Source organism: Bradyrhizobium sp. AUGA SZCCT0431, assembly GCF_018131065.1.
Lineage (GTDB): Bacteria > Pseudomonadota > Alphaproteobacteria > Rhizobiales > Xanthobacteraceae > Bradyrhizobium.
This window is the reverse complement of the sequence record NZ_JAFCLR010000010.1, coordinates 143142-166652: the sequence shown is the minus strand read 5'-3', so window position 1 is coordinate 166652 and position 23511 is coordinate 143142. Positions and strand designations below refer to the sequence as shown.

Sequence of the window (23511 nt, the reverse complement as noted above, 5' to 3'; positions counted from 1 at the left end):
CACTCAGGTGTGCCGGGCATCCATGTCTTAGGGCCTTCATCAACGGATGCTGAAGACGTGGATGGCCGCGAATCCTTAAGCGCCTCGCGCTGCTGGATCCGGCCACATCGCTTCCAGTCTTCCTGTCGATAAGGCGCCCCCATGTCATCAGCCGTTTCCCCCCTCGCCCCGACCGAAGTCCCCGACATGCCCGTTATCGCGGGCGTGAGGCTTGCCACGGCTGCCGCCGGCATCCGCTACAAGGGACGTACCGACGTGCTGCTCGCGATCATGGACAAGGGGACGAATGCGGCCGGCGTCTTCACCCAATCGAAATGCCCAAGCGCCCCGGTGGAATGGTGCCGCGCTCAACTCAAGGGCGCGGGTTCTTCCAAAGGACTTGCGCGCGCGCTGGTGGTGAATTCCGGCAATGCCAATGCCTTCACCGGCAAGACCGGGCGGCAGGCCACGACCTTGACGGCGTCGATTGCCGCCAAGGCGGTCGGATGCAAACCAAATGAGGTATTTCTCGCCTCCACCGGCGTGATCGGCGAGCCGCTTGACGCCACCAAGTTCGACGGCGTGCTGGGCACGCTGGCCGACAGCGCTACGCCTGCGGACTGGATGGGCGCGGCCCGGGCGATCATGACCACCGACACCTTTCCAAAGGTCGCGACCGCGACCGTGAAACTCGGCAAGGCCAAGGTCACCATCAACGGCATGGCCAAGGGCGCCGGCATGATCGCGCCTGACATGGCGACCATGCTGTCCTTCGTGTTTACCGACGCGCCGCTGTCGTCTTCCGTGCTGCAATCGCTGCTCAAGAGCGGCGTCCAGGATACCTTCAACGCCCTCACCATCGACAGCGACACCTCGACATCGGACACGCTGCTGGCGTTCGCCACCGGAACGGCCGCCGCCGACGGCGCGCCGAAGATCACCCGCGCCAGCGATCCGAGGCTGAAAGCCTTCACCAAGGCGTTCCGCGCGGTGCTCGCCGATCTTGCCGAGCAAGTGGCCCGCGACGGCGAAGGCGCGCGAAAACTGGTCGAGGTCATCGTCGAGGGCGCCACCACCAGCATTTCGGCGCGCCGGATCGCGATGTCGATTGCGAATTCGCCGCTGGTGAAGACCGCGATCGCCGGCGAGGACGCCAATTGGGGCCGCGTGGTGATGGCGGTCGGCAAGGCCGGTGAGCCCGCCAACCGCGACAAGCTGTCGATCTCGTTCAACGGCATCCGCGTCGCCAAAAGCGGCGCGCGCGATCCGTCCTACAACGAGGCGGAGGTTTCCGAGGCGATGAAAAGCCCGAAGATTCAGATCAAGGTCTCCCTCGGCCTCGGCAAGGGCCGCGACCGCGTGCTGACCTGCGACCTCACCAAGGAATACGTCGCGATCAACGGCGATTACCGGTCGTGAGATAGTCATTCCGGGGCAGTCCGCAGGACTGAACCCGGAATCTCGAGATTCCCCGATGCGCAGTTGCGCATCTGAGGTTCGATGCTTCGCATCGCCCCGGAATGACGGTGGTGGTGTTAGCCGCTGATCCGCGCGTCGGCGATGGCCTTCTTGAACAGCGCGTTCATCGCTTCCGCAATGCCCTGGGTCGGGCTGACCTCGAAATACAATCCGGTCGAGGCGCAGCTTTGCATGTTCTGCGCGATCTGGCTGTTCGGCGACGGCCCGTAGGGCCCGGTATTGAACGGCGCGATCCACGTGTTGTACCAGGCGTTGGTCGGCAGCGCGAGATAGGTGGTGTAGAGGACGGCGATCTTGATGCCGCGAGCCTTGATCGCCGTGCAGAGCGCCGCGTTGAGCGGCGACTGGCAGCGTCCGCCGCTTGTGGTCGGCTTGATGCATCCTCCCGGATTGTACTCGTCGGCGACGCCATCAGACACGAAAAACAGATACTTCAGCGGCGCCGAGGACGTGCCGGCGCCGGGCGCGGCGATCACGCCGTTGATCGCGGGCATGATGCTGGTGAACTGGGTATCCTGGTCGTTGTTCTGGTTCTGGCCTTTGACGGTCATCAGGTCGATGTTGCCGGCCGCGCTCTTGGCGCTCGACAGGCTCGACGACAGCGAAAACAGCGCGCGCAGCCCGGCCGAGCCCGCAGATGCGCCAAAATCGTAGATCGCCATCCGGAACTGGCTCGAATAGGTCTGGGTCGCAGCCGCGGTGTCCATCAGCTGCTCGGTCGCGCTGCGCAGCACGTCAATCCGCGTGGTCACGCCGAGGGTTTTTGCCAGCTTGTAGTAGTTGTTGTTGTTATTGAGATCGTGACAGGCAAACGCACACTTGTCCGACGTATTGTTGACCATCTTGCTGACATCGGCCGGCGTCGCGCCGACGCCCATCGACGGCGAATTGTCCATCAGTAGATAGAAATCGATATAGAGCGGCATGCTGGTGGTGGCGGTCGACGCGCCGGTCACGGTGACACTGGTCTTGCCCATCACGCCGAGAAACATCATCGGGACCGTGGCGGAGAACTGAACCTTCGAGGTGATGATGTTCCCGGCCTTGGTCATGACCGGCGTCATGCTGGTGAGTGTGTAGCCGACCACGCCGTTCATGTTGGCGTTGAAGATGTTGGTGGCATCGGTGACGCCGGCCGGGATCGGCCCATCCGAGGTCATCGATCCCGCGGCGATGAAGCCGGGCGCGCTCTTGGCGACCGAGCCCACGCTGGCCGCGTCGATCGCCGCCTGCAATTTGCTGCGCAGCTGGGTGGCCCGCGAATAGTCGACGGCACATCCGACCGCCGATATGATGGGCAGCGACGCGATGGCAAAGATCACGGCGATATTGCCGGAGCGGTCGCGACGAAAGCGGTTGAGCAGAGAAGTGAAAGCGCGCATAGGATGCCTGTTCTGGGCCGAAACTGGACGCACCCTGCCAACATCAGATTAAGTTTGGGTTCCCGAGCCGCGAACAAATCGTTTGGCGACATGAGGTTGGCTCGTTAATGAAATCTTCCACGCCTGCCCAAAAATCTTGCAAACAGCCCCTCATGGCCGACATCAAACTAACCCTCGTGGTCGCCTGCGCGCTGATCGACGCCGACAAACGGGTACTGCTGGCGCAGCGTCCGGAAGGCAAAGCGCTCGCAGGCTTGTGGGAATTTCCCGGCGGCAAGGTCGAGCCCGGCGAAAGGCCCGAGCAGACGCTGATCCGCGAACTGCATGAAGAGATCGGCATCGATGTCAGCGAGCCATGCCTGGCGCCGCTGACCTTTGCCAGCCACGCCTACGAGACCTTCCATCTCCTGATGCCGCTCTACATCTGCCGGCGCTGGGAAGGCCAGGTGATCGCACGCGAGGGCCAGCAACTGGCCTGGGTGCGCGCGGGCAAACTGCGCGACTACCCGATGCCCCCCGCGGACATTCCGCTGATCCCGCATCTGCTGGATTTGCTGTTGTGAGGTGAGCGCGGTTACCCACAGTTGTCGTCCTCCGCGAAAGCGGGGGACCCAGTACGCCGCGGCTTCTCGATTCAACCATTGCGGTCTCTGGAATACTGGGTCACCCGCCTTCGCGGGTGACGACAACTGAATATGCGTTAGCGATCTCGCGACGCATTGCGCCCGAGCTTTGCCAGGAATTCCTCACCCTCTCCAATGAGAGGGCGCAGGGAAGACCGGGTGCGCGCTGCACCCGCGGTCTCGTGTGCAATTGTGCATAAGAATGCGCACACGAGCATACAGGTCCAGCGGAGAGCATCCGGCCTTCCCTGCGCAATGGCTTTACGGCTTATATCGTGCTCTCCCCGGTCGGGCCGAGCTCGTTGTCACCGTCGCCGCGCAGGGCGTGAGCCCTTGCGCAACTTGACGCCAGCATCGGGGCGTCGGGACCACACGACTTTACCGTACGCTTCAGCCGCGCTCGTCAGTCGCAACTGTTGCGTCCACCGCGACCCGCCCCTCGTTGTGACGATGGCCAACGCCCCTCTGAGTGGGACGGGATGGCTATTGATGTGCAGGTGATTTGGGGTCGAAGGAAAGCGAAATATTTTTGATTTTCAGAAATTTTGGACTTGACACGAATTCTTAAAACCAGAAGTGATTTGCCCGTCGGGCAGCCGGGGCTTTGTTCGACAGACCGGATAGCGGCACCCAATCCGCGAGTTCATATCTCACCAACGGCGGCGCGGCATCATTTGATCAATTTGCGATTGGTCGCCGCTATGGCGAAACGACGGTAACCAGCCATCGAACGGGAATACTGGAACTGTCTTCCTTGACCGATCGGACCATGCCCCTCACGGTCGCAGAGCCAAAGGTCAGCGTGGCCACTTGTCCCCGATATTGGGCGTAGCGGCTGCGTCGGGCCTCGGTAGGGTCATTGGTTTCGATCTGCTGCACGTATCCCGCCAATCCGTTCATGAGACACAAATCGTGACCATGTGCAGAAACTGTAAGCACAGGCAGTTAACGAATATCCGGCAGTGCCGCAGGTGTTGTCCAAACAAATGCTGAAATAAGCCGGTTGCCGTCTCGCTATTTGGGCAAATGAGAGTATATGTGGAATATCATCGCGCGCCCCTGGCAGTTATCGATGACTGAGAGCGTTGCGCTCCCGCCTCAACCAAGCAGGCGGTCCATTGTCAAATCCCCCAACATCCGACTTCCGTGAGTGGCTGGCGCCTCCGGTGCTGCTGCCGATTTTTTCGTCATTCTGATCACCGCCGCGGTCATTTTTCAAAGTTGATTCATCTACGCAAGATCGCAGAACAAAACCCATCGGAAGGTCGCAATGGCCAACAAAGCAACTGTCAGGAACGCGTATGGCGTGCCGGCCATGTTCGCCGGATCAAAAACGGGCAGCGATGACGCTGCTTTCGTTTTTGTCAGGGTCGGAAATGAGGAGCGCCGCATGCGATGGGCCGAATGGGATTCGCTCCCGGCATGGACCGGGCCTCGTCCCTCCTGGGGACCAAAGTCTGGCGCCCCATCGACACTCGACCAACCATAATGGTCCCGGTTCCCTTGTTAGACGCATTGGCAGCGTCTTTCGGCAATCGATGCTGGGCTTCCTGGGGACGCAAAATGGCGACCGCCGCTGGTTGAGAAGCGTAAACAGGCCGTGGCCGGTTGTAATCGCGTGGTGGAGTAGCCACCTAAGGAACACTCGGCGTCCGATCCGCTTTAAGCACCCGTGCGGGTACGCGACGCCTTAGCCACGCCAAATCCTAACGACGATCGCGGCCGACGGCACGTCGCCCTGACGTGCGCGTCATGGGTCAGGACATCCTATGCCTACCGAACATGCCGCCGTGCGGATCGTCCACAAGCCCTGGGGGGCCCGTGATCTGCACCCCTGGAGCAATATTGACGGGTCTGGTGACGCCATCGGCGAACTGTGGTTCGAGCGGGCCGACAAGCACGCGCCCACCCCGGCCTTGCTCCTCAAGCTCCTGTTCACCAGCGAACCCTTGTCGATCCAGGTACATCCGGACGACACCTACGCGCGCGCGATGGGGATGCCGAACGGCAAGAGCGAAGCGTGGTATATCCTTTCGGCCCAGCCCGACGCGCAGATCGGCGCTGGATTAAAGCACCAAATAACGCCACAGCAATTGCGTGCGTCCATCCGGGACGGGTCGATCGCCGAACTGATGCACTGGCGACCGGTTGCGAAAGACGACGTCATCTACATCCCGGCCGGCACTATCCACGCCATCGGCGCCGGTATTGTGCTGGCCGAAATTCAGCAGCACAGTGACGCGACATTCCGCCTGTTCGACTATGGCCGGCAGCGCGAATTGCACGAAGACGACGGGATCGCGGTCGCTCACCCATGGCCGCTTCGAACGCCCTGCAATCCGACGCGCCTTTCCGCGGACCGAACGGTCCTCGTCGCCAGCCGGCATTTCGTTCTCGAGCGCGTTGAGCTGCCCAAGGGTTCAAGCTGGGCGCTGCTTGCCGAACCAGAGACCTGGCTTCTTGTTCTAGGCGGTCACGCCGCCATTGGATTGGCCGCGGCGTCGATCGGGGAGGCCATCTTCGTTGCCGGCGGCCGCACCAGCATCGAGGCCGGCAGCGATGGACTGAGTGCCTTGATCGCGTATCCGGCGAGCCGTCCGATCGATTCCCTGTTGCAAAGGCTTGGTGAAACACCGGGCAACGCTGCCAATCCGGCTGCTCCTGCTGTTCCGCAGTTTGAAGGCGCCAAGGAGGCGCGAACATGACGCCGCTTCGCCGCATCGCCGTCATCGGCAATTCGCTGCCCCGCCGCTGCGGTATCGCCACCTTCACGACCGATCTGGAACGCGCGCTTTCCAGTTCACGGCCGGATCTGGAGGTCAGCATTGTCGCAATGAACGACCACGGACAAGCCTACGACTATCCCGCTTCGGTTGCCTTGCAGATCAAGGATGACACCATTGAAGACTATGTGCGTGCCGCGGCCTTCCTGAATGCCGGCCGGTTCGACGTCGTCTGCCTGCAACATGAATTCGGAATCTTCGGTGGCGAAGCCGGCGGGCACATCCTCGAGCTGCTTTCACGCCTCAGCATGCCTGTCATCACCACGTTGCACACGGTGCTGGCCAAGCCGACCGCCGCCCAGCGTGCGGTCATGGAGCGCATCGTCGATGCTTCTTCGAAGATCATTGTGATGGCCAACAAGGGCCGCGAGATGCTGCGCAGCGTTTATCGCGTACCGGACACCAAGATCGAGGTGATCGCGCACGGCATTCCCGACTTTCCGTTTGTCGAGCCCGACGCGGCAAAGGCCAAACTCGGATTCAGCGACCGCTCCGTCATTCTGACGTTCGGCCTGCTCTCCCCCAGCAAGGGCATCGAGGTCATGATCGACGCCATGCCCTTGATCCTGGAACGTCGCGCGGACGCGGTCTATGTCGTGCTCGGCGCGACGCATCCCAATCTGGTGCGCGACCAGGGCGAAGCCTATCGCGAGAGCCTGATGACGCGCGTGCGCGAACTTGGCGTCGAGAACCATGTCGTATTCCTCGACCAGTTCGTCGATCAGGCGACATTGCTGGAGTTCATTTCGATGAGCGATGTCTACGTCACGCCCTATCTCAATGAAGCGCAGATGACGTCGGGGACGCTGGCCTACAGCTTCGGATTGGGCAAGCCGGTGGTGTCGACGCCGTATTGGCACGCGCTGGAGCTGCTGGATGACGGCCGTGGCGTGATCGTTCCCTTCGGCAACGCGGTCGCGATCGGCAAGGAAATTGCGCAATTGCTCACCAATGCCCCTCGTCGGCAGGCAATGCGCGAGCGTGCCTACTCGATCAGCCGATCGATGACATGGGAGCGTACGGCCGAAAGTTACATGGCCACTTTCGAACATGCGCGCCATGGGGACTGGCTCAAGGTGGTGGCGCGTACCGGGCCGGTCGCGATCGCGCACAGCCCTGCGGCGTCGGACATGCAGTTGGATCACTTTTTTTCCATGTGCGACGATACCGGCCTGTTCCAGCATGCGGTGCATTCGGTGCCCGATCGCGCCCACGGCTATTGCGTGGACGACAATGCCCGCGCCTTGCTGCTGGCGTGCGCCCTCAACAATCCCGGCGAAACGCGCTTGTCCGAAGTTTTGACGGCCCGTTTTGCCGCCTTCGTGCAGCATGCGTGGAATCCGGACACCAAACGCTTTCGCAATTTCATGGGCTTCAATCGAACCTGGCTCGAAGATCGCGGCTCCGAAGACAGTCATGGGCGAACATTATGGGCGCTGGGTGAGTGCGCGCGCCGGGACGCAAGCCCGTCGCGACGCCGATGGGCCGCCGCCTTGTTTGCCGAGGCATTGCCGGCTGTCGAGGCCTTCAGTTCGCCCCGCGCATTGGCTTTCACCCTGCTGGGTCTGGACGGCTATTGCGCCGTTGCTCGCGATGATGCGCACGCCCGGGAAATCCGACATTTTCTCGCCGACAGGCTGATGGCGGGGCTCGCGTCGGTCGAGACGCTGGACTGGACCTGGTTCGAGGAAGGCATGGCGTATGACAACGCGCGCCTGCCGCAAGCCTTGATGCTGACAGGCATGGCCACGCAAAACCCCGTTTATCTCGCTGCCGGATTGCGATCCCTGCGTTGGCTGATGACACAACAAACGGCTTCGACGGGACATTTCCGTCCCATCGGCACCGCCGGCTTTGGCGAACTGCGCCAACCGCCGCGCGCGTTCGACCAGCAGCCGGTGGAGGCAGCGGCGACGATCGCCGCCTGCCTGACCGCCTGGCGCGCGGAGGGTGACGCCGAATGGAAGGCGATCGCAAACAACGTTTTCGCCTGGTTTCTCGGCCGCAACGATTTATCGATCGCGCTGGTCGATCCCGAGACCGGCAGTTGCCGGGATGGCTTGCATCCCGACCGCGCCAACGAAAACCGCGGCGGCGAGTCGGTCGTGTCCTATCTGCTCGGTCTTGCCGATATTCGTCAGCTTGCGCGCGTCAATGTCAGCGTGACACCCCCCGTGGCGCTTCGCGCCATCGGCGCCGCCTGAGTCCAGTTTCCCCCAACGAACCGAGGACATCTTGTTGCAAGCCACTTTCCTGCATCGGCAAGCACTCTATCTGCGCCCCGACCCGGCACGCGTGATCGTACGCCCATTCAAGCCGACGACTGAACCGCGCGACCTCAACCCGACCGACAAGACACGCGCCAACCATATCGTCGAGCGCGTGCTCGCACTCGATCCGCAAGTCACGGCCAGCCTGTTGGCCGACGTACTGGAGAACTTCCAGGGCCGCCATCGCAACCTGCTGCAGGAATTCGAGTTCCGCGCCGACGAGATGGAACAGGCGCTGGCGGCTCACGGCGCTTTTTCCAGCGTCCAGCGCCAGTTGATCGGTGCTTATTTCCTGAGCGAATACTCGTTCGAGGCCTCTGCACTGTTCAATCCCAGCATCGTACCGCATCCCGACCAGTCTGGAGCGCCGAAAGGCGGCCTCCGCTTCGTGCTCAGTCTCCGGGCCGTTGGTGAAGGGCACGTGTCTTCGCTGACATTTCGCACCGGCACCATTGCCGCCGACGGCAGCCTGGCCGTCGATCCGACCGCGCGGCTGGCCTCCAGTCCCCGGGTCGGACGTCGCGTATCCGGACCATCAGACGAAGAGGTTGAGATCACCTTCAAGGAGGAACAGGATATCAGCGAACGCGTGATATTTCCGGTTACCGCATCCCAATCCCAGGGCATCGAAGACGCCCGCTTCGTCGAATTCAGCGATGGTGACCACAAGACTTACTACGCTACCTTCACCGCCTATACCGGCAGAGCGATACGATCGGAGTTGATCGAGACCAGCGACTTCCTGTCATTTCGAATGTCGCCGCTGCAGGGGACCGCGGCCCACAACAAGGGCATGGCGCTATTCCCGCGCAAGATCGACGGCAAGTACGCCATGATCGCGCGCCAGGACAACGAGAATCTTTATCTGATCTATTCGGACGATTTGCACCAGTGGGACGGCGGTCAGGCGATCCTGAAGCCGCAATTTCCCTGGGAGTTCGTGCAGATCGGAAACTGCGGGTCACCGATCGAGCTGGATGAAGGGTGGTTGTTGCTCACTCACGGCGTCGGGCCGGTCCGGAAATATTCGATCGGCGCGGCCCTGCTCGACAAGAACGACCCATCCAAGGTGCTGGCGCGTTCGGTCGAGCCGTTGCTGCATCCCGAACAGTCAGAACGCGAAGGCTATGTTCCCAACGTGGTCTATACCTGCGGCGCGATGCGCCACAATGACCAGATCATTTTGCCCTACGCCATATCCGACACCTACTCCAACTTTGCGACCATCAAGATCGCAGCCCTGCTGCAAGCAATGTCCTGATGGTGCGGAGAAGCTCTTCGTAGGGGAAGCCTGCTTCGACGTCCGCTTTACCGCTGCCTCGAGACTTCCGCCGGGCCTAGCTCGGTTTTGGCTGGGTTTCATGCGGCCCAGCCGGACCGCCCGATCACATCGAGGGTGGCCTGGATGCGGCCGTCGGGATCGGCCAAGCGCTCGCGGCAACGAAGATTGAACCGCTCCTCACTCCAATGGCGACGAACCCGTTCGCCCTCGCGGCGCGGCGCGTTTCGGCGGGTCGCCGAGCCGCGCCCTGAGCCGCGGTATCATGAAGTCAAGGAATGCGCGCAATTTGACCGGCATGAAGCGATTTGGCGAGTAGACAAAGCCAACGGGTTGCGGTGGCGGCTGAAGATCCTGAAACAACGGCGTGAGCTCTCCCGATTTGATCGCTTCGGCGACGTGGTAGGAGAACGCCACGGTCACTCCAATGCCCGCACGCGCGGCATCGCAGGCCGACTCGAGGTTGCTTACGACGAGCCGCGACCGCACGGGCACGACGTATTCAGCCTTGTCCCGGCTAAACCTCCACGACGATGGCGATTGAAGCGGCGGATAGCTGATGCAGTCGTGCCTCGACAGGTCTTCGGGCGATTTGGGCGTTCCGCGAGATTTCAGGTAGGCGGGGCTCGCGCACATCACGCGCCGAATTTCTCCGATCCGTACTGCGATCAGACTGCTGTCGGCAAAGGTGCCGTGGGTAAGGGCGCCGATGCGAAGCGCGACATCGACGTGCTCCTCCAGCAGATTGGCCGCGCGATCCTGCAAGGAGAGCTGGACGTCGACCTCCGGAAATGTCGCCAGAAACTCCGCCAGGACCGGTTGTAGATACATGCGGCCGAGGGCGACCGGCGCCGATACGCTCAGATCGCCGCGCGGTGTCGTGTATTCGCCGGAGGCGGCGCGTTCGGCTTCCGCCACGTCGGCGAGAATCCGTTTCGCTGCGGCGATGTAGGAGCGGCCGGCATCCGTCGGCACGAGCGCACGGCTCGAGCGGTTGAACAGCTTGGTCTGCAGGTGCGCTTCGAGTTCGGACACTTTCCGGCTGACCGTTGCGAGCGGCGTTTTCTGCCGACGCGCCGCAGCCGACAAACTGCCGGCCTCGGCAACCGCCAGCACCAGCGACATGGCTTCGAAGCGGTCCATTGGATGTTTCCATTTGGTGGAAGGATACATCCCAATTTTACCAGATACCCATCGGTTTCGGAAGGGTCTAGTTACGACGGCACAGCAACGGACTGACCCCAACCTCGAATTCCAGGAGACCGACATGACCTCGATCCAAACCAAGGGCATCGCCCTCATCACCGGCGCATCAACCGGCATCGGCGCAATCTACGCCGACCGGCTGGCGAAGCGCGGCCATGACCTCATTCTGGTCGCCCGTAACAAGGATCGGCTCGCCTCCCTGGCGCGCCGGATCGCGGGCGACACCGGCCGCAAGGTCGAGACGGTCGAAGCCGATCTCACCGTCGCTGCGGATCTTCACCGCGTCGGGGACATCCTGCGGACCAACGCCGGCATCTCCATGCTGGTCAACAATGCGGGCGTGGGCGCCACCGGGCCCCTGGTCTCCTCCGACGTCGACAAAATGGACGACATGATCAGCCTGAACGTCACTGCGCTGACGCGCCTGACCTATACGGCGGCGCCGGGATTTGTTGCCCGCGGCAACGGCACGATCATCAACATTTCATCGATCGTCGCGATCGCGCCGGAGGTGCTGAACGGTGTCTATGGCGGCACGAAAGCGTTCGTGCTCGCGTTCAACCACTCGCTGGTTCACGAGCTCGCCGACAAGGGCGTCCGCGTGCAAGCGGTGCTGCCGGGTGCCACGGCCACCGAATTCTGGGACGTCGCCGGCATGCCGGTTCATCATTTGCCGCAGCAGATGGTGATGTCGGCCAACGACCTGGTCGACGCTGCCCTCGCGGGCCTCGACCTTGGCGAGACCGTGACCATCCCGTCGCTGCCCAACCAGGCGGAATGGGATCGTTATGAGGCGGCGCGCCGCGCGATGTCGGACAAGATTTCGAGCGCCATCCCGGCCCCCCGCTACAACCTGCGCAACCACCAGCGCATCAGCGCCTAGAGCCTTTCCCGTTCCGATTGAATCGGAACGGGGCCCTAGATTCTTGATTTGACGCGTTTTCTTGACGCGAACCGGCATCCACTTCGCTGGAAAACGCTCTGGGCGACGCGCAACAAGTCCAACCGAACATCGAATTGAAACCATAACCCTGAAAACGGAGTTCACCATGTCGTACGTTACTCAGCTTCCGACCCCGGCACTAAGCCCATTGGTCCGGTGGAGCGATCACGCCGAACGCCTGCTCGCCTACGCCGAGCCGGTCAGCCGCGCCGGCCTCTACGTCTCGCTCGCGGTCATCTACGCCTGGTTCGGCGGGATGAAGTTTACCGAATACGAGGCCAACGGGCTGGTGCCGCTGGTGGAGAACAGCCCGCTCGTAGGCTGGTTCTATGCGCTGCTTTCGGTCCGCGGCTTCTCCACCTTCCTCGGATTTGTCGAACTCAGCATCGGCCTGCTGATCGCCCTCAGACTGGCGAGCCCGATCTTTTCCGCAGCCGGCGGCGTTCTCTCGGCCGGACTCTTCGTCACGACCCTCAGCTTCATGATCTCGACGCCCGGCGTCGTCGTGCCGGAGCTCGGCTTCCCCGCGATCTCGGTCGCGCCGGGTCAGTTCCTCCTGAAAGATGTCGGCCTGTTCGCCGCCTCCTTCTGGGTGTTCGTCGACTCGCTGAAAACCATCGTTCGCAAGTGAACAAGCAAAACTGATCATCAAGGAGCAAGAACATGAGCAAGCGAATAGACTACAACCAGATTGCACCGGCAGGCGTGAAAGCGCTGGGCGGCGTCTACGGCTACGTCATGCAGAGCGGCCTTTCGCCGGTGCTGGTCGACCTGGTCTACTTACGGATTTCCCAGATCAACAACTGCGCCTACTGCCTCGACATGCACACGCGCGACCTGCTCAAGAAGGGGCAGAAGATCGAGAAGCTCGCGCTGCTGCAGGCATGGGCGGAAGCCGGCAACCTGTTCGATGAGCGCGAACGCGCCGCCCTGGCATGGGCCGAGACGGTGACGCGTGTCGCCGATACCGGGGTGCCGGATGAGGCGTATCAGGCCGCCCGCGCCGTGTTCGAGGAGCGGGAGCTCGTCGACCTCACGATCGCGATCGGCCTGATGAACGCCTACAACCGCATGGCCATCAGCTTTCGCAACACGCCGCAGGCCGCGATCGAAAGTTTGAAGGCGGCATAGTCCGGGCTTCGCGCGGCGTGACAAGGGCCCTGAAAAACCAGGCTGGCGTCGCCCGATTGCCCACCTGGGTTAGCAGCCACGGGGCAGCAGACGTGGAGCAGAGCACGGGCTACTTCGGCGCCCGCTTCACGGCAGCTTCCAGACTCGCCTTCGCCGAGCCCGGCCGCAGCGGTTTGGGCTGGCTCTCATGCGGCGCCCAACCGGACAGCCAGATCACGTCGAAGGTGGCGCGGATGCGGCCGTCCGAATCGGCAAAGCGCTCGCCGTAAATCTCTGCCATCCGCAGCAGCGTGGCGCGACGGGTGAGCATCCGCCGCCGCTCGACCAGAATATTGGTCGCGCCCATCCGTCTCAGATCGGCCATCAGCGCCAACGCGCTGTCGTAGCGCACCACGACGCGATCGACGTCGGTGACCGGCAGCGCAAAGCCGGCGCGCTGCAGCAGCGCCCCGACATCGCGCAGATCGGCAAACGGCGCGACGCGCGGCGACACCCCGCCCTCGCATTCCGCTTCCGCCGCCGCAAACGATTGCCTGAGTTCCGTCAGCGTATCGCCGCCGATCATCGCCGCCAGCAGCAATCCATCCGGCCGCAGCGCGCGCCTGATCTGCGCCAGCACGCCGGGCAAATCATTGACGAATTGAAAGGCGAGCGCGGAGACCGCAAGATCAAGCGATTCCGACGCTAGCCGCAACGTTTCCGTTTCATCCGGATCGATCCGGGTGATGGATTTGAAACGATCGGCCACTGGCTTCCGCAGCAGCTCGACCGGCGTCCAGATTTCGGCGGCATCGGAAAAATCCCGCGTCACCGCCTGCAAACGCTCTTCGAGGTCTTCGGTGACGCGATCGAGCAGGAACGTCGCTGGCCCAAGGCGCCGCGCACGATCCTGCCGCGCGCGCAGCAGCGCGCGGTCGAACAGGAGGGGGGCAGCGGTCGGGTTCGAGGCCATGCCGGTTGGTTACGCCGGTCGCCCCATCTCTGGCAATCCGGTGCTTGAGCAGTGCGTCCAGCGGCGCTAGCCTCTGCCCATGGACGCCGAGGCATCACCAGCACGCTCCATCTCCAGCCATTTGCGCGGCGTGCTGAACGCGGCGCGCGGCGTGTTCGCGCATATTCCAAGGCTGGCGCTCGACATCGCGCTGCCGACGCTGTGTGTTTCCTGCCGCGAGCCGGTCGATGGCGAGGGCGTCTGCGCCGAATGCTGGGCCAAATTGTCGTTCATCGAACCGCCCTACTGCCCGCGGCTCGGCATTCCCTTTGTCTACGATCCCGGGCCCGATTTGCTGTCGATGGAGGCGATCGCCAATCCGCCGGCCTACCAGCGCGCCCGCGCCGCCGTGCGCTACGATGATGTCGCGCGCACGCTGGTTCATTCGCTGAAATACCAGGACCGCACCGATCTGGCGCCCGCGATGGGCCGCTGGATGGCCCGCGCGGGCCAGGAATTGCTTGGGGAAGCCGACGTGCTGGTCCCGGTTCCCCTGCATTGGCGGCGTGGCTGGAGCCGCCGCTACAACCAGTCCGGCGCGCTGGCGCGGGTGATTTCGCGCCAAACCGGGGTGAAACTGACCTCCGAGGCGCTCCGGCGGGTCCGGGCGACCGAACAGCAGATCGGGCTGTCGCGGTCGCAGCGCGCCAGCAATGTGCAGGGCGCCTTCAAGGTCGCCGCCGACCGCACGGCTGACATCCAGGGCCGCCGCGTGGTCCTGATCGACGACGTCCTGACCTCCGGCGCCACGACCGATGCCTGCGCCCGTGCCTTATTGCGCGCCAAGGCCGCGCAGGTCGACGTGCTGGTATTCGCGCGGGTTGTGGACACCCACCGGGCTCCCATATAATTCAAAGACTTGTCATTTCCGGAACTTGCGAACCAGAGCGCTCCATGACCGCTGCCATTGAAATCTACACCCGCCCGGGCTGCGGTTACTGCAGTGCGGCCAAATCGCTGCTGACGCGCAAGAATGCCGCGTTTACCGAACTCAGCGTATCCAACGACCCTTCCTATCGCGAACAGATGTACGATCGGGCCGGCGCCGGCTCGACGTTTCCGCAAATCTTCATCGGCGCAACCCATGTCGGTGGCTGCGACGAGCTTTACGCGCTGGACCGCGCGGGCAGGCTCGATGTGTTGCTGGCGGGAGAAAAGGCCTCGTCATGAGCGCTGCCACGACCTTCACCGCCGCGATGGTGCAGATGCGCACCTCCCTGCTGCCGGAGCCGAGCCTCGAGCAGGGCATGAAGCTGATCCGCGAAGCGGCGGCGCAGGGCGCTGATTATGTGCAAACCCCCGAAGTTAGCAACATGATGCAGCTGAACCGCAAGGCGCTGTTCGAGCATCTGGCAAGCGAGGAAGACGACAAGTCGCTGAAAGCCTATCGCGCGCTGGCCGCGGAGCTGAAGATCCATCTGCATGTCGGCTCGCTCGCGCTGCGCTTCTCGCCGGAGCGCGCGGTCAACCGTTCGTTCCTGATGGGGCCCGACGGCAATCTGCTCGCCAGCTACGACAAGATTCATATGTTCGACATCGACCTGCCGGGCGGCGAGAGCTATCGCGAATCCGCCAATTACCAGCCGGGCGAAACCGCCGTGATCTCGGACCTGCCGTGGGGCCGGATCGGGCTCACGATCTGCTACGACGTGCGCTTTCCGGCGCTCTACCGTGCGCTCGCCGAAAGCGGCGCGTCGTTCCTCACCGTGCCGTCCGCCTTCACCCGGAAGACCGGCGAAGCGCATTGGCATATCCTGCTGCGTGCCCGCGCGATCGAAACCGGTTGCTTCGTGTTCGCCGCCGCGCAATGCGGCATGCATGAGAACAAGCGCGAGACCTATGGACATTCGCTGATCATCGCGCCCTGGGGCGAGATCCTCGCCGAGGGCGGCGTCGAGCCCGGCGTGTTCCTGGCCGAGATCGACACCTCCAAAGTCGAGACCGCACGAAAAACCGTGCCGTCGCTGCAGCACGGACGTCGCTTTGGCATCGCTGATCCCAAGGCCGGCCCGGAACATCTGCATCTGGTCCGGGGCTCGGCATGATCCGCTACAGCCTGCGCTGCGAACGAGGCCATGCTTTCGAAAGCTGGTTTCAGAGCTCGTCGGCCTATGAGAGCCAGGAGAAGCGCAAGCTGGTGAGCTGTCCGTCGTGCGGCTCGGTCAAGGTCGAGCGCGCCATCATGGCCCCGCAGATCGTCAGCAGAAAGGGCCGCGAGGACGCGCGCGCCGTGCCGGCTGCGGAAGTCACAAGCACCGAAGGTGCGGCAACTGAGGCCACGCCGCTGTTGATGGCGCAGGAACTCGAGCTGCGTGCCAAGATCAAGGAATTGCGCGATCACATCGTAAAGAACGCCGATAATGTCGGCGAGCGCTTTCCGAGCGAAGCCCGCAAGATGCATTACGGCGATATCGAGCACCGCCCGATCTATGGCGAGGCGTCGCCCGACGAAGCCCGCGCCCTGATCGACGAGGGCGTCGAGGTCTCGCCGCTGCCGGTGCTGCCGGACGATCGGAATTGATGCGAAGCGTCATTCCGGGATGGTCCGAAGGACCAGACCCGGAATCTCGAGATTCCCCGATGCGCAATTGCGCATCTGAGGTTCGCTCGCTTTGCTCGCGCCCCGGAATGACGGCGTGGGTGATGTTAAGCCGCCACCAGCAGCGCCACGCCAGCCACGATCAGGACAATCCCCGACAATTCCCGCGCCGACAGCGGCTGCTTGAACGAATAATATGCCACGCCTTGCGCGAACAGCACCTCGACCAGCGCCAGCGTGCGGACATTGGCGGCCGCCGTCAGCGCGAACGCCAGGAACCAGAATTGCGAGGCGAACGCGCCCATGAAGCCCGCCAGCATCGAGGCCTTCCACAGTCCGAGGATTTTCCGCAGCACGTCGGGCGCGCGGATCAGCAGATAGATCGACAGCACCAGCGTCTGCACGAACAGGCCGAACACCAGCGTGTAGGAAGCTGCCGTCACGAAGGAGACATCAGGCACCCCGATGACAGCGCCGCGAAAGCCGACCGCCGATAGCGCGAACGCCGCGGCGGCACCAAGGCCGAGCAGCGTCGGCTTCAGGTCGGCAAAACCCTTACCGCCAGCCGGCCGCAGCGCCGCGACGACGACCCCGGCGGTCGCTATCAGGATCGCGACCACTTTCAGCACCGTCAGATGATCGGCCAGGAAGATGAAGCCGAAGATCGCGGTCTGGATCGCCTCGGTCTTCAGATAGGCCGTCGTCACCACGAACGAGCGGTCGTTCATCGCCAGCAGCATCATGCCGGTGCCGACGATCTGACTGAGAGCGCCGAGCAACAGCCACGGCCAGAACGCTGTGGTCGGCCACGGCACGCGGTCGCCGGTCACGGTCACCACGACCACGAAGAAGACGATCGAGAACGGAAAGCCGAACAGGAAACGGATATTGGTCGCGCCCCAGGTCCCGAGCGGCCCCGTCAGCGACCGCTGCATCGCATTACGCGCGACCTGGCCGAGCGCAGCAATGATGGTGAAGGGAATCCAGAGCGAGGCAATCGTGAACATGAAAATACCGGCGGAAGGGTGCCGCACCGTGCCGGTCACAGCGCACGCGGTCAACCGAAACGGCGCATGACAGGATTGCGCCAACGATCAAACACCGCTGTCGTCCCTGCGAACGCAGGGACCCATACGCCGCGGCCCTAGTTGAGGGCAAGCTGGCAACGGCCTTTTTCCAATCGCAGCATCGGTGGCTATGGGTCCCTGCGTTCGCAGGGACGACGTGGGGAGAGAGTTCGGGCTAAACTAATAAATCGCTGAGATCACGCCATTCGAGATTCTCACGCTCGATCAGCTCGATCTTTCAGTCGCGTTTCCACCGTTTCAGTTGTTTCTCTCGGGCGATCGCCTCTTCGGCGCAATCGTATGATTCGACGTAGACGAGGCGAAACACGCCGTACGCTCTGACGAACGAGGAGCCCTCTCCGTTGCGATGCTGCTCAAGTCGTTTCTGAAGGGAGTTCGTTACCCCGATGTAGAGGTCCCGTGGCGTCGGCTTGCGAGGATGTAGACGTAATACATGCTCGGAACGCTGATCTTGCTTGATTACGTGGGCCGGTGGTTATGGGTCCCTGTGTTCGCAGGGACAACAGCGATTTAGACCTGCCTACATCTCCTCCGCGACCACCATGTAGTTCACGTCCATGTCGGACGAGATGCTCCATTTGTCGGCGAGCGGGTTGTAGACCACGCCGGCCTGTTCGGTGATGGCGAGCCGGTTGTTGGCCAGATGCTGCGCGAGCTCGTCGGGGGTGACGAACTTGTTCCACTCATGGGTGCCGCGCGGCAGCCAGCGCAGCACATATTCGGCGCCGACGATCGCCAGCGCAAAGCTCTTCCAGTTGCGGTTCAGCGTCGAGAGCACCATCATCCCGCCCGGCTTGAGCATCGCCGCGCAGCGGTTGAGGAAGACGCCCACGTCAGTGACGTGCTCGACCACTTCCATCGCCAGCACGATGTCGAAGCGCTCGCGCACGTCCATCTCCTCGGCCGTGGTGCAGCGGTAATCGATCGACAGATGGCCCTTGTCGGCATGCAGCTTGGCGGCAGCGATGTTGGTCGCGGAGGGATCGATCCCGATCACCTGCGCGCCCAGCCGCGTGAACGGTTCGCACAACAGGCCGGCGCCGCAGCCGATATCGAGGATGCGCAGGCCGCCCAGGCAATTCAGGCTTTTGACGTTGCGCTCGAACTTGCGGCAGGCGGCGTCGCGGATATAGGTCAGCCGCAGCGGATTGATCTTGTGCAGCGGGGCCATCTTGCCCTTGGGGTCCCACCACTCGTCCGACAGTTTTGAGAATTTTGCGACTTCGGCCGGGTCGACCGTGCTGCCCGATGCGCCGTGATTTGTCTGCATGGCCATGATTTACGCACCGGCCGGTCGCGCCGTGATGGCATTGCGAAATGCCAACGGCGAAGCAATGGTGTCGAGGGTCTTGCCACCCTCGCCGACCCCCAGGACCGTCACGTCGCCGTAGTTGAGGATGCGGCCGAGGATGCTCTGGTTGACGTCGACGCTCTCGACCTTGTCCACGCTCATCTCGAACGTTTGCCGCTGAACAAAACCGGTCTTGTGGATGACACGGAAATTCGTGACGTCGGTTTCGGTGGTCCAGCGATGGAACCAGGCGGTAGCCGTCTTGTACAAAGCGAAAATCGCGACGATCGCCGCCAGCGACATGCAAACCAGCACCAAAGGACCCGCCGGGATCATGCCCGAGGCCACGAAGAGCGCTGTTGCCACGACCCAGCTCACGATCGCCGGCAGGAAGAAGATCCAGTGCGCATTGGTGGAATACAGCACCTTCTCGCCGGGCTGCAGGATATCGTCGATATAACGCCCCATACACCTAACCTTGCACCTGACCTAAATTGCGCCCGACCTGAATTAACCCGCTACCACAGCATTTTGCGCCATTTTTAGACCGAAAATGCACCCGGATGCTTGCCCCGGGACGCGCCGCTATGTATACGCCGCTTTCGGCCCGGGCGCTCCATTTTCGTGCGGGCCACCATACTTATCCTCACAGGGAATGCACGCGTCGTCATGGGCCGCCTCGTGATGAAATTCGGCGGTACATCCGTCGCCAATATCGACCGAATCCGCAACGTCGCGCGTCACGTCAAGCGCGAAGTCGATGCCGGACACGACGTCGCCGTGGTGGTGTCGGCGATGTCCGGCAAGACCAACGAGCTGGTGGACTGGTGCCGCGACGCCTCGCCGATGCACGACGCCCGCGAATATGACGCGGTGGTGGCCTCCGGCGAACAGGTCACGTCCGGACTGCTGGCGATCGCGCTGCAGGCGATCGGCATTCAGGCCCGCTCCTGGCAGGGCTGGCAAATCCCGATCCGGACCTCGGACGCGCACGCCTCGGCGCGGATCCTCGAAATCGACGGCAGCGAGATCATCAACCGTTTCAAGGACCGCAAGGAAGTCGCCGTCATCGCCGGCTTCCAGGGCATCAATCCGCAGACGGGCCGAATCACCACGCTGGGGCGCGGCGGTTCGGACACTTCGGCGGTGGCGATCGCGGCCGCCATCCATGCCGACCGCTGCGACATCTACACCGACGTCGACGGCGTCTATACCACCGACCCGCGCGTGGTTCCCAAGGCGCGGCGGCTTGACAAGATCGCCTTCGAGGACATGCTGGAACTGGCCTCCCAGGGCGCCAAGGTCCTGCAGGTGCGCTCGGTGGAACTCGGCATGGTGCACAACATGCCGGTGTTCGTCCGCTCCAGCTTCGACAAGCCCGAGGATATCGACCCGCACGCCAACCAGCCGCCGGGCACGCTGATCTGCAGCGAGGAGGAAATCATGGAAAGCCACGTCGTCACCGGCATCGCCTTCTCCAAGGACGAAGCCCAGATTTCCGTGCGCCAGATCGAGGACAAGCCGGGCGTTGCCGCCGCGATCTTCGGACCGCTCGCGGCCGCCAACATCAATGTCGACATGATCGTGCAGAACGTCTCCGAGGACGGCAAGACCACCGACCTGACCTTCACGGTGCCGGCCTCCGACTATACCCGCGCCAGGGACACCATCGCCTCGGCCAAGGACAAGATCGGCTATAAGCGGCTGGACAGTGCGACCGACGTCGCCAAGGTGTCGGTGATCGGCAGCGGCATGCGCAGCCATGCCGGCGTCGCGGCCCAGGCATTCACCGCACTTGCCGCGCGAAATATCAATATCCGCGCCATCACCACCTCCGAGATCAAGTTCTCGGTGCTGATCGACGCCGCCTATACCGAGCTTGCGGTGCGCACGCTGCACACGCTCTATGGGCTCGACCAGGCCTAGAGCATCGGATCTGCTCTAGAATTACTTTCTCTTAGCGCCCGCAGCATTGGCCTGACACAGACGTTATTGCTACTGGCAGGCGTTTTGCTTGGCAAAGCAAGCCTCGATTGGCTATACGGCCTGACAGGTGAGCTGCCGCAAACTGTGCCACAGTTTGGCGATCCCGATTCGGCCGGGAACGATGGTTTTGGTGGCGGCTTGCGGCGGCGCCGAATGAATAAAATTGTTGCTATTGTTGAGTTTCACGCCAGCGCCCGGCCACCCGGCACGCTGGCCTCGCGGGGGAGGATTTTGGCAGATGCGGAGCACGTCGGGAGGCCCCCGCGTCTTGTTGAGACGGCTCCGCGAAACCATGGCGGAGCAGGTCTCCGCCCAGGAGCGGCTGGACAAGATCGTGGTCCTGATCGCGGCCAACATGGTGGCCGAGGTGTGCTCGACCTACGTGCTGCGCGTCGATAACACGCTCGAACTCTACGCCACCGAGGGTCTGAACCGCGACGCCGTCCATAGAACGGTTCTGAGCGCGCATGAGGGCCTGGTCGGCCTCGTCGCCAGCGAGGCCACCCCGCTCAACCTTTCCGACGCGCAAACCCACCCGGCGTTCTCGTTCCGCCCGGAAACCGGCGAGGAAATCTATCATTCGTTCCTCGGCGTGCCGATCCTGCGCGCCGGCAACACGCTCGGCGTGCTGGTCGTGCAGAACCGCGCCAAGCGCACTTACGTCGAGGAAGAGGTCGAGGCGCTGCAGACCACCGCCATGGTGGTCGCCGAGATGATCGCCTCCGGCGAGCTGGCGGCGCTGGCGCAGCCCGGCGCGGAACCCGCGGCGCGGCATTCCCTGCACAAGGCCGGCGCGATCCTGTCCGACGGCATCGCGCTCGGCCACGTCGTGCTGCACGAGCCGCGCGTCGTCATCACCAATTACATTGCCGAAGACCTGCCGAAGGAAATCAAGAAGCTGGACGCGGCGCTGACCAAGCTGCGCGCCGATCTCGACCGCATGCTGGAGCGCGGCGACGTCGCCGAGGGCGGCGAGCACCGAGATGTGCTGGAAGCCTACCGCATGTTCGCCAACGACCATGGCTGGTCACACAAGCTGCACGAGGCGGTCGCCACCGGCCTCACGGCGGAAGCCGCCGTCGAGCGCGTGCAGTCCGACACCCGCGCGCGCATGCTGCGTTCGACCGATCCATATTTGCGCGATCGCCTGCACGACCTCGAAGACCTCGGCCACCGCCTGATGCGGCAATTGGTCGGCCAGGACCACGCGCCGTCACGTGAACAGCTGCCCGACAACGCGATCCTGATCGCGCGCGCGATGGGCCCGGCCGCCCTGCTCGACTATGACCGCAAGCGCCTGCGCGGCCTGGTGCTGGAGGAAGGCACCGCCAATTCCCACGTCTCGATCGTGGCGCGCGCGCTCGGCATTCCCGCGGTCGGCGAAATCCCCAACGCGCCGGGGCTCGCCGATCCCGGCGATGCCATCATCGTCGATGGCACCTCGGGCTCGATCTATGTGCGCCCTTCGGCCGAGATCGAATCGGCCTATGCCGAGCGGGTCCGGTTCCGCGCGCGTCGGCAGGCGCAATATTCGGCGCTGCGCGACAAGCCCTGCGTGACCAGGGACGGCCAGAAGATCGAGCTGATGATCAATGCCGGCCTCGTCATCGACCTGCCGCATATCGACGACACCGGCAGCGCCGGCATCGGGCTGTTCCGCACCGAACTGCAATTCATGGTCGGCCAGAGCCTGCCGCGCACCTCTGACCAACTCGCGCTGTATCGCACGGTGCTGGACGCCGCGGGATCGAAACCGGTCACGTTCCGCACGCTCGACATCGGCGGCGACAAGGCGCTGCCCTATATGGAGACCGTAATCGAGGAAAATCCCGCGCTCGGCTGGCGCGCGATTCGGCTCGGGCTCGACCGTCCCGGCCTGTTGCGCGGCCAGATTCGCGCGCTATTGCGCGCCGGCGGCGGCCGCGCGCTGAAGATCATGTTCCCGATGATTTCGGAAGTCGCCGAGTTCGATCAGGCCAAAGCCATCGTCGAGCGCGAGCTGACCTATCTGCGTCAGCACGGCCACGCGCTGCCGGAACGCATCGACGTCGGCACCATGGTCGAAGTGCCGGCGCTGCTTTACCAGATGGACGAACTCCTGAAGAAGGTCGATTTCATCTCGATCGGATCGAACGACCTGTTCCAGTTCTTGTTCGCGGTCGACCGCGGCAATGCCAAGGTCTCCGAACGGTTCGACACCATGTCGGCGCCGATCTTGAGGGCCTTGCGCGACATCGTGCGCAAGGCCGATGCGGCAAAGAAAAGCGCCTCGCTGTGCGGCGAGATGGCGTCAAAACCGCTCGGCGCGCTGGCGCTGATCGCGCTTGGTTACCGCTCGCTGTCGCTGTCGGCGACCGCGCATGGCCCGGTGAAAGCGCTGATCCTCGATCTCGATGCCAAGAAGGCCGAGGCCGTCATGATGCCGCTACTTGAAGCGCCGGCCGGTAGCGTCTCGATCCGGCAGAAGCTGACGGAATTCGCGGAAGCCGAAGGGTTGTCGTTGTAGCGAGGCTCTGCCCCCGCAACGCCCCTTTCCTTTGC

At 63.2% G+C, this 23511-nt stretch carries 20 protein-coding genes and 1 pseudogene; 14 read left to right on the top strand and 7 right to left on the bottom strand.

Annotated elements, in window-relative coordinates; translation table 11 throughout:
• Positions 1-141 precede the first annotated feature (141 nt).
• A complete protein-coding gene (gene argJ / locus JQ567_RS12195; RefSeq protein WP_212439032.1) occupies positions 142-1398 on the top strand; it encodes a bifunctional glutamate N-acetyltransferase/amino-acid acetyltransferase ArgJ in 1257 nt (418 codons plus the stop codon).
• 116 nt (positions 1399-1514) lie between these two features.
• Here the strand turns inward: argJ and JQ567_RS12190 are convergent, their stop codons facing one another.
• Positions 1515-2840 (bottom strand): TadE/TadG family type IV pilus assembly protein, encoded by a 1326-nt coding sequence (locus JQ567_RS12190; protein ID WP_212439031.1) that lies wholly within the window; start codon positions 2838-2840, stop codon positions 1515-1517.
• A gap of 152 nt (positions 2841-2992) precedes the next feature.
• Between JQ567_RS12190 and mutT the strand changes: the two genes are divergently transcribed.
• From mutT to JQ567_RS12170, 4 genes are all read left to right on the top strand, one after another.
• Positions 2993-3403: an 8-oxo-dGTP diphosphatase MutT gene (gene mutT / locus JQ567_RS12185; RefSeq protein ID WP_212439030.1), complete on the top strand. Its 411-nt coding sequence runs from the start codon at positions 2993-2995 to the stop codon at positions 3401-3403.
• 1829 nt (positions 3404-5232) lie between these two features.
• Positions 5233-6168 carry a class I mannose-6-phosphate isomerase gene (locus JQ567_RS12180; RefSeq protein WP_212439029.1) on the top strand — a complete coding sequence of 312 codons (936 nt, stop codon included), beginning with the start codon at positions 5233-5235 and terminating at the stop codon, positions 6166-6168.
• Positions 6165-8450 carry a glycosyltransferase family 4 protein gene (locus JQ567_RS12175; RefSeq protein WP_212439028.1) on the top strand — a complete coding sequence of 762 codons (2286 nt, stop codon included), beginning with the start codon at positions 6165-6167 and terminating at the stop codon, positions 8448-8450. The genes JQ567_RS12180 and JQ567_RS12175 overlap by 4 nt, the downstream gene beginning before the upstream one ends.
• Positions 8451-8481: 31 nt before the next feature.
• Positions 8482-9777, top strand: a complete 1296-nt coding sequence (locus JQ567_RS12170) for a glycoside hydrolase family 130 protein (RefSeq protein WP_212439027.1) — start codon at positions 8482-8484, stop codon at positions 9775-9777.
• 198 nt (positions 9778-9975) lie between these two features.
• On the opposite strand, the gene JQ567_RS12165 is transcribed toward JQ567_RS12170, so the two are convergent.
• Positions 9976-10938, bottom strand: coding sequence for a LysR family transcriptional regulator (locus JQ567_RS12165; RefSeq protein WP_212439026.1), 963 nt, complete (start codon positions 10936-10938; stop codon positions 9976-9978).
• Between the two features lie 124 nt (positions 10939-11062).
• On the opposite strand from JQ567_RS12165, the gene JQ567_RS12160 reads away from it, so the two are divergent.
• From JQ567_RS12160 to JQ567_RS12150, 3 genes are all read left to right on the top strand, one after another.
• Positions 11063-11884 carry an SDR family oxidoreductase gene (locus JQ567_RS12160; protein ID WP_212439025.1) on the top strand — a complete coding sequence of 274 codons (822 nt, stop codon included), beginning with the start codon at positions 11063-11065 and terminating at the stop codon, positions 11882-11884.
• A 166-nt stretch (positions 11885-12050) separates the two neighbouring features.
• Positions 12051-12575, top strand: a complete 525-nt coding sequence (locus JQ567_RS12155; protein ID WP_212439024.1) for a YkgB family protein — start codon at positions 12051-12053, stop codon at positions 12573-12575.
• A 32-nt stretch (positions 12576-12607) separates the two neighbouring features.
• Positions 12608-13075 carry a carboxymuconolactone decarboxylase family protein gene (locus tag JQ567_RS12150; protein ID WP_212439023.1) on the top strand — a complete coding sequence of 156 codons (468 nt, stop codon included), beginning with the start codon at positions 12608-12610 and terminating at the stop codon, positions 13073-13075.
• Between the two features lie 109 nt (positions 13076-13184).
• On the opposite strand, the gene JQ567_RS12145 is transcribed toward JQ567_RS12150, so the two are convergent.
• Positions 13185-14027 (bottom strand): methyltransferase domain-containing protein, encoded by an 843-nt coding sequence (locus tag JQ567_RS12145; RefSeq protein ID WP_212439022.1) that lies wholly within the window; start codon positions 14025-14027, stop codon positions 13185-13187.
• A 79-nt stretch (positions 14028-14106) separates the two neighbouring features.
• Between JQ567_RS12145 and JQ567_RS12140 the strand changes: the two genes are divergently transcribed.
• The 4 genes from JQ567_RS12140 to JQ567_RS12125 are packed head-to-tail and all read left to right on the top strand — an operon-like array spanning position 14107 to position 16587.
• Positions 14107-14916: a ComF family protein gene (locus tag JQ567_RS12140; protein ID WP_212439021.1), complete on the top strand. Its 810-nt coding sequence runs from the start codon at positions 14107-14109 to the stop codon at positions 14914-14916.
• A gap of 44 nt (positions 14917-14960) precedes the next feature.
• On the top strand, positions 14961-15236 hold the full coding sequence (gene grxC / locus JQ567_RS12135) for a glutaredoxin 3 (protein WP_212439020.1): 276 nt from the start codon (positions 14961-14963) through the stop codon (positions 15234-15236).
• Entirely contained in the window at positions 15233-16111 is an 879-nt protein-coding gene (locus JQ567_RS12130; RefSeq protein ID WP_212439019.1) for a carbon-nitrogen hydrolase family protein, read from the top strand. Before grxC ends, JQ567_RS12130 begins: the two co-directional genes overlap by 4 nt.
• Complete coding sequence (locus JQ567_RS12125; protein ID WP_212439018.1) at positions 16108-16587, top strand: DUF1178 family protein; 480 nt, start codon at positions 16108-16110, stop codon at positions 16585-16587. The genes JQ567_RS12130 and JQ567_RS12125 overlap by 4 nt, the downstream gene beginning before the upstream one ends.
• Before the next feature lie 125 nt (positions 16588-16712).
• On the opposite strand, the gene JQ567_RS12120 is transcribed toward JQ567_RS12125, so the two are convergent.
• The 4 genes and pseudogenes from JQ567_RS12120 to JQ567_RS12105 all read right to left on the bottom strand — a co-directional run bounded on the left by JQ567_RS12120 (position 16713) and on the right by JQ567_RS12105 (position 19452).
• On the bottom strand, positions 16713-17612 hold the full coding sequence (locus tag JQ567_RS12120; RefSeq protein ID WP_212439017.1) for an EamA family transporter: 900 nt from the start codon (positions 17610-17612) through the stop codon (positions 16713-16715).
• Between the two features lie 298 nt (positions 17613-17910).
• A pseudogene (locus tag JQ567_RS12115) lies at positions 17911-18128 on the bottom strand (GIY-YIG nuclease family protein).
• 85 nt (positions 18129-18213) lie between these two features.
• Positions 18214-18969, bottom strand: coding sequence for a bifunctional 2-polyprenyl-6-hydroxyphenol methylase/3-demethylubiquinol 3-O-methyltransferase UbiG (ubiG, locus tag JQ567_RS12110; RefSeq protein ID WP_212439016.1), 756 nt, complete (start codon positions 18967-18969; stop codon positions 18214-18216).
• A 3-nt stretch (positions 18970-18972) separates the two neighbouring features.
• On the bottom strand, positions 18973-19452 hold the full coding sequence (locus tag JQ567_RS12105) for a PH domain-containing protein (RefSeq protein WP_212439015.1): 480 nt from the start codon (positions 19450-19452) through the stop codon (positions 18973-18975).
• Positions 19453-19653: 201 nt separating this feature from the next.
• Between JQ567_RS12105 and JQ567_RS12100 the strand changes: the two genes are divergently transcribed.
• A complete protein-coding gene (locus JQ567_RS12100) occupies positions 19654-20910 on the top strand; it encodes an aspartate kinase (RefSeq protein WP_212439014.1) in 1257 nt (418 codons plus the stop codon).
• A 298-nt stretch (positions 20911-21208) separates the two neighbouring features.
• Positions 21209-23476, top strand: coding sequence for a phosphoenolpyruvate--protein phosphotransferase (gene ptsP, locus JQ567_RS12095; RefSeq protein WP_212439013.1), 2268 nt, complete (start codon positions 21209-21211; stop codon positions 23474-23476).
• Positions 23477-23511: the final 35 nt, after the last annotated feature.

Coding starts and splice junctions, on each gene's coding strand:
- grxC (WP_212439020.1), top strand. CDS start 14,961: ATGACCGCTGCCATTGAAATCTACACCCGCCCGGGCTGCGGTTACTGC.
- ptsP (WP_212439013.1), top strand. CDS start 21,209: ATGCGGAGCACGTCGGGAGGCCCCCGCGTCTTGTTGAGACGGCTCCGC.
- JQ567_RS12145 (WP_212439022.1), bottom strand. CDS start 14,027: ATGGCCTCGAACCCGACCGCTGCCCCCCTCCTGTTCGACCGCGCGCTG.
- JQ567_RS12130 (WP_212439019.1), top strand. CDS start 15,233: ATGAGCGCTGCCACGACCTTCACCGCCGCGATGGTGCAGATGCGCACC.
- JQ567_RS12140 (WP_212439021.1), top strand. CDS start 14,107: ATGGACGCCGAGGCATCACCAGCACGCTCCATCTCCAGCCATTTGCGC.
- JQ567_RS12155 (WP_212439024.1), top strand. CDS start 12,051: ATGTCGTACGTTACTCAGCTTCCGACCCCGGCACTAAGCCCATTGGTC.
- JQ567_RS12180 (WP_212439029.1), top strand. CDS start 5,233: ATGCCTACCGAACATGCCGCCGTGCGGATCGTCCACAAGCCCTGGGGG.
- JQ567_RS12105 (WP_212439015.1), bottom strand. CDS start 19,452: ATGGGGCGTTATATCGACGATATCCTGCAGCCCGGCGAGAAGGTGCTG.
- JQ567_RS12165 (WP_212439026.1), bottom strand. CDS start 10,938: ATGGACCGCTTCGAAGCCATGTCGCTGGTGCTGGCGGTTGCCGAGGCC.
- ubiG (WP_212439016.1), bottom strand. CDS start 18,969: ATGGCCATGCAGACAAATCACGGCGCATCGGGCAGCACGGTCGACCCG.
- JQ567_RS12175 (WP_212439028.1), top strand. CDS start 6,165: ATGACGCCGCTTCGCCGCATCGCCGTCATCGGCAATTCGCTGCCCCGC.
- mutT (WP_212439030.1), top strand. CDS start 2,993: ATGGCCGACATCAAACTAACCCTCGTGGTCGCCTGCGCGCTGATCGAC.
- JQ567_RS12160 (WP_212439025.1), top strand. CDS start 11,063: ATGACCTCGATCCAAACCAAGGGCATCGCCCTCATCACCGGCGCATCA.
- JQ567_RS12100 (WP_212439014.1), top strand. CDS start 19,654: ATGGGCCGCCTCGTGATGAAATTCGGCGGTACATCCGTCGCCAATATC.
- JQ567_RS12125 (WP_212439018.1), top strand. CDS start 16,108: ATGATCCGCTACAGCCTGCGCTGCGAACGAGGCCATGCTTTCGAAAGC.
- JQ567_RS12190 (WP_212439031.1), bottom strand. CDS start 2,840: ATGCGCGCTTTCACTTCTCTGCTCAACCGCTTTCGTCGCGACCGCTCC.
- JQ567_RS12120 (WP_212439017.1), bottom strand. CDS start 17,612: ATGTTCACGATTGCCTCGCTCTGGATTCCCTTCACCATCATTGCTGCG.
- JQ567_RS12150 (WP_212439023.1), top strand. CDS start 12,608: ATGAGCAAGCGAATAGACTACAACCAGATTGCACCGGCAGGCGTGAAA.
- argJ (WP_212439032.1), top strand. CDS start 142: ATGTCATCAGCCGTTTCCCCCCTCGCCCCGACCGAAGTCCCCGACATG.